Origin of the sequence: Pseudomonas sp. HY7a-MNA-CIBAN-0227 (genome assembly GCF_040310325.1) — a bacterium.
In the GTDB taxonomy this organism is placed as follows: domain Bacteria; phylum Pseudomonadota; class Gammaproteobacteria; order Pseudomonadales; family Pseudomonadaceae; genus Aquipseudomonas.
The window spans coordinates 1-249 of sequence record NZ_JBEOPT010000281.1 but is presented as its reverse complement, the minus strand read 5'-3'; the positions used below and the strand labels follow the sequence as shown (position 1 = coordinate 249).

Annotated in this window: 2 protein-coding genes; one reads left to right on the top strand and one right to left on the bottom strand. The window is 61.4% G+C overall.

Going from position 1 to position 249, the window contains the following annotated elements; genetic code table 11:
- On the bottom strand, positions 1 to 190 hold a 190-nt coding region (locus AAEZ06_RS27925), incomplete at its 3' end, for a hypothetical protein (RefSeq protein WP_350617415.1).
- Here AAEZ06_RS27925 and AAEZ06_RS27920 point away from each other — a divergent pair.
- Positions 155 to 249: DUF6531 domain-containing protein (locus tag AAEZ06_RS27920; protein ID WP_350617413.1), on the top strand; the 95-nt coding region annotated here is incomplete at its 3' end. The genes AAEZ06_RS27925 and AAEZ06_RS27920 overlap by 36 nt on opposite strands.

Here is a 249-nt window from a genome sequence, read left to right as displayed (position 1 = left end):
CCGCGGCACCCAGCCAGCAAGCGTCGCACCACAACACGTCAGCCACGCTCAGGCCCAAACAGGCCAAGGCGGGATGGTGACTCAAAACACTCAACGTCACACTGACAGAGATCCCGGCTGCAAAAACAAAACCGCCTCCAGCACCGGCTGCAGCATCAGCTTCGCCACGGGTAGCGAAACCGTCGCGCACACTGACTTTTCCCTGCCCGGACCCTTCCCGGTTGAATGGGTGCGCACCTACCGTTCAAG